Origin of the sequence: Segatella salivae DSM 15606 (genome assembly GCF_000185845.1) — a bacterium.
GTDB lineage: Bacteria > Bacteroidota > Bacteroidia > Bacteroidales > Bacteroidaceae > Prevotella > Prevotella salivae.
The window spans coordinates 401,106-409,340 of the sequence record NZ_GL629647.1 but is presented as its reverse complement, the minus strand read 5'-3'; the positions used below and the strand labels follow the sequence as shown (position 1 = coordinate 409,340).

The following is an 8,235-nucleotide window of genomic DNA, read 5'->3' as shown; positions in this document are numbered from 1 at the left end:
CATGAAAAAATATTCATAGTTATTCTCTTAACTTCTATATCTCAAATTATGCTGGCAAAGATGGAGAAGCCTTTATATAAAAATCCGAATGCAAGTGTAGCGCAACGAGTAGACGATTTGTTGCGAAGGATGACGCTTGAAGAGAAAGTTGGACAGATGAATCAACTTGTTGGTATAGAACATTTCAAGACTAACTCTATAACAATGTCAGCTGAAGAGTTAGCTACAAACACAGCAACGGCTTTTTATCCAGGTGTCACTGTTAGTGAAATAGAATATTGGGTACGTCGTGGTTGGGTTTCTTCTTTTCTTCATGTACTTACACTTGAAGAAGCTAACTATTTGCAGAAACTGAGTATGCAAAGTCGTTTGCAGATACCTCTTATTATAGGCATTGATGCGATTCATGGTAATGCGAAGTGTAAAAATAATACAGTCTATCCAACAAACATAGGATTAGCCTCATCATTTGATGTTGATTTAGCATATAAAATTGCACGACAAACAGCAGAAGAGATGCGTGCAATGAACATGCATTGGAACTTTAATCCCAACGTTGAGGTAGCAAGAGACGGACGATGGGGGAGATGTGGTGAAACATTTGGTGAAGATCCATACTTAGTTATGCAGATGGGTGTTGCAACAAATAAAGGTTATCAGCGTAATTTGGATAACACCTCAGATGTTTTAGGATGTGTAAAACATTTCGTTGGTGGGTCATATTCTATTAATGGAACTAATGGAGCACCTTGTGATGTATCAGAACGCACTCTTCGAGAAGTATTCTTTCCTCCCTTCAAGGCTACCCTTCAACAGGGTGGAGACTGGAATGTGATGATGTCACATAATGAATTAAATGGTATACCTTGCCATACAAATCGGTGGCTGATGACTGATGTCTTGCGAAAAGAATGGGGATTCCAGGGCTTTATTGTTAGCGATTGGATGGATATAGAGCATTGCGTTGATCAACATCATACTGCAAAGGACAACAAAGAAGCTTTTTACCAAAGTATTATGGCGGGTATGGATATGCACATGCATGGGCCTGAATGGCAGAAAGATGTAGTGGAGTTAGTTCGTGAAGGTCGTATTCCTGAGAGCAGAATAGATGAGAGTGTGCGTCGAATACTAACAGTTAAGTTTAGATTAGGACTCTTTGAACATCCTTATAGTGATGTGAAGACTCGTGACCGAGTGATTAATGACCCTGTACATAAGCAAACAGCATTAGATGCATCACGTGAAAGCATTGTCTTATTAAAGAATGAAAAGCAGTTATTGCCACTTGATGAACAAAAATATAAAAAGGTACTTGTAACAGGAATCAATGCCAACGACCAGAACATTATGGGGGATTGGAGTGAGCTTCAACCCGAAGATAAGGTGTGGACTGTACTCAAAGGATTAAAGTTAGTGTCACCTCATACAGACTTTAGATTTGTTGATCAAGGTTGGGATCCACGAAATATGTCACAATCTCAAGTAGATGCTGCTGTCGAAGCTGCAAAAGAAAGTGACTTAAATATTGTCTGTTGTGGAGAATATATGATGCGCTTCCGATGGAATGAACGCACTTCTGGTGAGGATACTGATCGAGATAACTTAGAACTTGTTGGGCTTCAAGAGCAGTTGATACGTAGATTGAATGAAACTGGAAAACCAACTATTCTAATTATTATTAGTGGTCGCCCATTAAGTGTAAGGTATGCAGCTGATCATGTCCCTGCCATAGTGAATGCTTGGGAGCCTGGGCAATATGGTGGACAAGCGATAGCAGAGATACTCTACGGGAAGATTAATCCATCAGCAAAGTTAGCTATGACCATACCTCGGCATGTTGGACAGATTTCTTCATGGTATAATCATAAACGTTCGGCTTATTTTCATCCTGCTGTTTGTGCGGATAATACACCTCTATATCCTTTCGGTTATGGATTAAGTTACACAAAGTTCAAGTATAGTAATTTGGTTTTGAGTGATACAGTCATAGAGAATGATGGTAAATCAGCCATAAAAGCTCAAATAACGATAGAGAATATTGGAAATCGTGAGGGTACAGAAGTGTGTCAATTATATATTAATGATATTGTCTCTTCTGTAGCTCGTCCCGTAAAAGAATTGAAAGATTTTAGAAGAGTTACACTAAAAGCTGGAGAAAAACAAACAATTGAATTCATAATTACTCCTGATAAGCTTGCTTTCTACGATGTTGACATGAAGTTAAAGATTGAACCTGGGGAGTTTAAAGTAATGATAGGAGGGAGTAGTAAAGATGAAGATTTACAGCAAGTAACTTTTAATGTGAAATAGATATGAAAAGAATTGTATTAATCATAGCAACAGGCTTGCTCACAATGAGTGCCTATGCACAGCATAAAATTAATCAAACACCAGCGCAATCTCTTATAGAACGTTTAGAAAGATTGCAGAAGGTAGGTGTAATGTTTGGTCATCAAGATACATATTTTTATGGAACGACATGGAAATGGGAATATGGAAGGAGTGATGTTCATGATGTATGTGGTGATTATCCAGCTGTATTGGGGTGTGAACTTGGTGGCTTGGAGTTAGGAAATGAAAAGAATCTTGACGGAGTTCCTTTTGACAAAATGCGCCAAGAGATTATAAAGCATTATCAAAATGGAGGTATTGTCACAATCAGTTGGCATCCCTATAATCCTGTTACAGGTAAAGATGCGTGGAATACAGGGGGAGATGCTGTTAAAGAAGTGTTGCCTGGGGGGCGTGAAAAGAATAAGATGAAGCTTTGGCATGAACGACTTGCTAATTTCTTTTTGTCTCTTAAAGATAATAAAGGAAAACTAATTCCTATTATTTTCCGGCCTTGGCATGAGATGAATGGTGATTGGTTTTGGTGGGGAAGCAAACATTGTACATCAGAACAATATAGAGCCTTATATCAGCTTACTTACAAAGCAATGAAAGAAAAAAAACTAAAGAATTTAGTGTGGAGCTTTTCTCCAAATGCTAAAGCAAATGATACATCTGATAATTATTTTAGAAATTATCCAGGAGATAAGTTTGTTGATGTGTTAGGTGTTGATCTTTACCAATATGGTACAAGGGAAGCATTTGTTGAACAATGTCAAAATGAAATGAATATCATGTCAACTTATGCAAAAACTCACCATAAACTATACGCCTTAACAGAAGCCGGATATCGCAATACTCCTGATGAGAAGTGGTTTACTTCTACCTTGTTGCCAGCTATTAAGGGCTACTCTCCATGCTATATCCTATTATGGCGCAATGCATGGGATAAAGCTGAAGAAAACTTTGGCCCTGCACCTGAGAAGTCATGTGCTAAAGATTTCAAGGAACTATATAATAAGAACGAATTGCTTTTCCTGCATAAAGTTCAACAATATAAATGAAAAGATAATTCACATACAAAAGTAGTTTAAAATAAAAAATAATTATTATATGTCAACTTTCAATACAAAACTCAATGTTCTTCGTCTGCATCACGAAGCTCTTCTCGCAAAACCTAATCATAAAGTTGAATTTGGTAATGGTATTTATGACCGTTATGAGAATCCTATTCTTACAGCAGAGCATACGCCTTTGGAATGGCGTTATGATATGAATGAACGTACAAATCCATTTTTAATGCAACGAATTATGATTAATGCAACGCTTAATTCTGGCGCTATAAAATGGAAAGATAAATATGTTTTAGTTGTACGTGTAGAAGGGGCTGACCGTAAGAGCTTCTTTGCAATAGCTGAAAGCCCTAACGGAATTGATCATTTCCGTTTTTGGGATGAACCAATTACAATGCCAGATACAAACCAACCTGCGACTAATATCTATGATATGAGGCTTACACGCCATGAAGATGGTTACATATATGGAATATTTTGCGTGGAAAGACATGATGATAGTCAGCCAAATGACTTATCTGCAGCGGTGGCAGCAGCAGGAATTGCTCGTACAAAAGATCTCAAAATATGGGAGCGTTTGCCTGATTTAAAATCGAAGAGTCAACAGCGTAATGTTGTGCTTCATCCCGAATTCGTTAATGGTAAGTATGCCTTTTACACACGACCACAAGATGGATTTATCGACACTGGGTCTGGTGGTGGAATTGGATGGGCCTTGGTTGATGATATTACTCATGCAGAATTGCAGGAAGAAACAATTATTAATCCTCGCCACTATCATACAATCATGGAACTGAAAAATGGCGAAGGGCCCCATCCTATAAAGACTTCTAAGGGATGGTTACATTTAGCTCATGGAGTAAGAGCATGTGCCAGTGGACTTCGTTATGTATTATATATGTATATGACAGCGTTGGATGAACCAACACGCATGATTGCACAACCAGGTGGTTATCTCTTAGTTCCTGAAGGGCCTGAATATATAGGTGATGTAATGAATGTTGTTTTTTCAAATGGTTGGATTGCTGATGAAGACGGACGTGTATTTATTTACTATGCCTCTTCTGATACTCGTATGCATGTTGCAACCTCAACAATTGATAAGTTAGTAGATTATTGTTTGAATACTCCACAAGATGGACTTACTACTTCGGCAAGTGTTGAAACTATAAAAAAACTCATAGACAGAAATCATTCATTATGAAGATTGGACTAAGTGAAAAGATAGGCTATGGACTTGGCGATATGTCTTCGTCAATGTTTTGGAAACTTTTCGGTGCCTATCTAATGATTTTCTACACTGATGTGTTTGGAATCTCGGCAGCAATTGTTGGTACGATGTTCGCTGTTACGCGTATTTGGGACTCCTTTTTCGATCCTATCGTGGGTGCATTTGCTGATAGGACTTCGTCACGTTGGGGGCGTTTCAGACCCTATTTACTTTTCTTGGCATTGCCATTTGGTATAGTCGGTATATTAACCTTTTTCACTCCACCATTTGACGAGACAGGAAAAATCATTTATGCTTTTATCACCTATGGATTAATGATGATGGTTTATTCAGCCATTAACGTTCCATACGCATCATTGTTAGGAGTGATGAGTCCTAATCCTACAGATAGGAATACGTTGGCTTCTTATCGTATGATGTTTGCATATATTGGCTCTTTTGTTGCGCTTTTACTCTTTATGCCGTTGGTTAATCTCTTTGAAGGACAGTTTTCAAGTTTAGATAGGCTGGGCTGGTTAAGCGCTTCACAGTTCGGATGGTTTATAACAGTAGCTATATTTGCGGTTGTTTGTGTCATCCTTTTCCTTGGTTGTTTTGCACTTACAAAAGAACGAGTGAAACCAACGAATCAAGAAAAGTCCTCATTAAAGACTGATCTTCGTGATTTATTACACAATAAACCTTGGTGGATACTATTGGGAGCGGGCATAGCCTCTTTGGTTTTTAACTCCATTCGAGACGGAGCGACAGTTTATTATTTTAAGTATTATGTGGATGAGACTGCTTTTGGGAATATCACGATCTTAAAAATTCCTTTTGTTCTAAGCGGTCTTTATTTGGCAATAGGCCAAGCTGCCAATATTCTTGGTGTTGTAATAGCAGCTCCAATCAGTAATTTTATAGGCAAAAGACGTACATTTATGTTTGCTATGTTGCTTGCATCATTACTTAGTGTAGGCTTTTTCTGGCTTGATAAAGACCAAATTGCGCTCATCTTTATATTTCAGACACTTATTAGTATATGTGCAGGTAGTATATTCCCTCTATTGTGGAGCATGTATGCGGATTGTGCAGACTATAGTGAATTGAGTACAGGAAATCGAGCAACAGGCTTAATCTTCTCTTCTTCTTCTATGAGTCAAAAGTTTGGTTGGGCTTTTGGAACAGCGATAACAGGATGGATGCTTGCCCAATTTGGATTCCAAGCAAATGCCGTTCAGTCTGCTGAAACGATACAAGGAATTAAGATGTTTCTCTCTATCTTACCTGCGGTAGGAGCCTTTATCTCATTATTATTTATCTACTTCTATCCTCTTAGTGAAGAAAAGATGAAGCGGATAACAGGAGAATTGGAGGTTAGACGTAGTGAAAATGTATCAAGTTCAAATTAGTTGTTAATTAGTTTACGTATTATGGAACAGCTTTCAAAAGCATTATTATATGAGTTAGAGCATAATATACTTCCGTTCTGGATGGATAAGATGATTGATAATGTCAACGGAGGTTTCTTGGGTCGTATTGATGGATATGGCAATCCTGTTCAGAATGCAGAAAAAGGCGCTGTCTTAAATGCAAGAATTCTTTGGGCATTTTCAGCAGCATATCGTGTCTTACGCAAGCAAAGCTATTTAGAAATAGCAACAAGAGCCAAAGATTACTTTGTGCGTTATTTCATCGATCGAGAACAAGGTGGTGTCTATTGGAGCTTAGATGAAAAAGGAAATGTTTTGGATTCAAAGAAGCAGACCTATGCTATTGGTTTTGCTATTTATGGACTTAGTGAATTCGTTCGTGCAACAGGAGATAACGAGGCTTTGGAATATGCAAAACAACTTTTTTCAGATCTTGAACAATATGCCTTTGATGCTGTCCATAATGGCTATGTAGAGGCGTTGACGTGTGACTGGAAACCAATTGCTGATATGCGATTAAGTGATAAAGATGAAAATGGTTCGAGAACCATGAATACACATTTACACATTATAGAGCCATATACTAATTTGTATCGAGTGTGGCGAACTCCAGAGCTTGCCGAACGGATACATAATTTAATTGATATCTTTTTGAACAATATATTGAATCAAAACACAAGGCATCTTGACTTATTTTTTGATGACAAATGGCATGGAAAGCGAAACATTCAGAGCTTTGGTCACGATATAGAAGCTGTATGGTTGCTGCATGAATCTGTTATAGAATTGGGTAATACAAGTCTACGAGCTAAAGTAGAGAATGTAATTCAGAAGATTGCTAAAGCCGCAGATGAAGGTCTTCAGCCCGATGGTTCAATGATATACGAACGTTGGCTTGATATGAATCAGGTTGATTCACAGCGTCAATGGTGGGTAATGTGTGAATGTATCATAGGACATGTGGACCTTTATCAATATTTTGGAGATAAGAAAGCCTTAGAGATAGCACGTCGTTGTTGGCAATATACTAAAGAACATCTTATAGATTACCACGAGGGCGAATGGTTTTGGGGATGTGATCAGTCTGGAAATCCAAATCGAAGTGACGATAAAGCAGGTTTTTGGAAATGCCCTTATCACAATACAAGAATGTGTTTAGAGATAATAGAACGATATGAAGCGATGAAGAATCACTAAATCTTTATTGGTTCAAATCTGTGCGGTTCTGTTATGAATGAAAAGTTATAATTTACTGGTTATGGATAGTTATGTATTACATGAGATAACCCCTTTGATGGAGACTGATGCACTTTATATTGCAGACAGGCATAAAGGCGAGTTTTCTTACCCTGTACATAATCATGATGTCTACGAGCTTAACTTTGTGGAAAATGCGGCAGGAGTAAGAAGAATAGTGGGAGATAGCACTGAAGTTATTGGTGATTATGACTTAGTTCTTATCACTAATCCAACACTCGAGCATGCATGGGAGCAGTATGAATGTAGTAGTGATGATATACGTGAAATCACAATACAATTTAATTTCGGTGCAGGCATGAATGAGAATGATCTGTTCTTTGGAAAGACTCCTTTTGAAAGTATACGTCAAATGATGAAAGAAGCTCAGAAAGGATTAGTCTTTCCTATGTCTGCTATTATGAAAGTGTATAGTAAACTCAGCGGACTGAGTCAGATAACCGACCGTTTTTCAGCTTTAATGGAGTTTCTAAACATTTTGCACATCCTATCAAAAAGTAAAGGGGCCAGAACCTTAGCAACAACCAGTTATGCTAAAGTCGATGTTGAAGATGATAGTAGACGAATACTATCAGTAAAGAAATATATATCAGATAATTATATGTATGAACTTCGTTTGAAGACCCTTGCGGACTTAGCTAATATGAGTGAGAGTGCGTTTTGCCGTTTTTTCAAGCTTCATACAGGTCGCCGCTTGAGCGATTACATAATAGATATAAGATTAGGTTATGCTACTCGTATGCTGATTGATACAACAGATACGATTGCTGAGATAAGTTTTAAATGCGGATATAATAATATGAGTAACTTCAATCGTATTTTTTAAGCGAAAGAAGGGATGTTCACCAACTGAATTTAGAAATAATCACCATAAAATTAAAGTTATAGTATAGCCTTCTAAATAGTCTTGGAAGTCTTTTATTCTATA

General features: G+C 37.6%; 5 protein-coding genes and 1 pseudogene. All 6 read left to right on the top strand.

Translation table 11 applies throughout. The features are described from left to right. Positions 1–60: 60 nt before the first annotated feature. Positions 61–2,313: a glycoside hydrolase family 3 N-terminal domain-containing protein gene (locus tag HMPREF9420_RS01770; RefSeq protein ID WP_248628064.1), complete on the top strand. Its 2,253-nt coding sequence runs from the start codon at positions 61–63 to the stop codon at positions 2,311–2,313. 2 nt (positions 2,314–2,315) lie between these two features. Continuing rightward, positions 2,316–3,398: a glycoside hydrolase family 26 protein gene (locus HMPREF9420_RS01765; protein WP_007133671.1), complete on the top strand. Its 1,083-nt coding sequence runs from the start codon at positions 2,316–2,318 to the stop codon at positions 3,396–3,398. A gap of 49 nt (positions 3,399–3,447) precedes the next feature. Next, positions 3,448–4,611, top strand: coding sequence for a glycoside hydrolase family 130 protein (locus HMPREF9420_RS01760; protein WP_007133670.1), 1,164 nt, complete (start codon positions 3,448–3,450; stop codon positions 4,609–4,611). Beyond that, complete coding sequence (locus tag HMPREF9420_RS01755) at positions 4,608–6,029, top strand: MFS transporter (RefSeq protein ID WP_007133669.1); 1,422 nt, start codon at positions 4,608–4,610, stop codon at positions 6,027–6,029. Before HMPREF9420_RS01760 ends, HMPREF9420_RS01755 begins: the two co-directional genes overlap by 4 nt. Positions 6,030–6,050: 21 nt before the next feature. Then, positions 6,051–7,247, top strand: a complete 1,197-nt coding sequence (locus HMPREF9420_RS01750) for an AGE family epimerase/isomerase (RefSeq protein WP_007133668.1) — start codon at positions 6,051–6,053, stop codon at positions 7,245–7,247. Positions 7,248–7,308: 61 nt separating this feature from the next. After that, a pseudogene (locus HMPREF9420_RS01745) lies at positions 7,309–8,200 on the top strand (AraC family transcriptional regulator). The last annotated feature ends 35 nt before the right edge of the window (positions 8,201–8,235 follow it).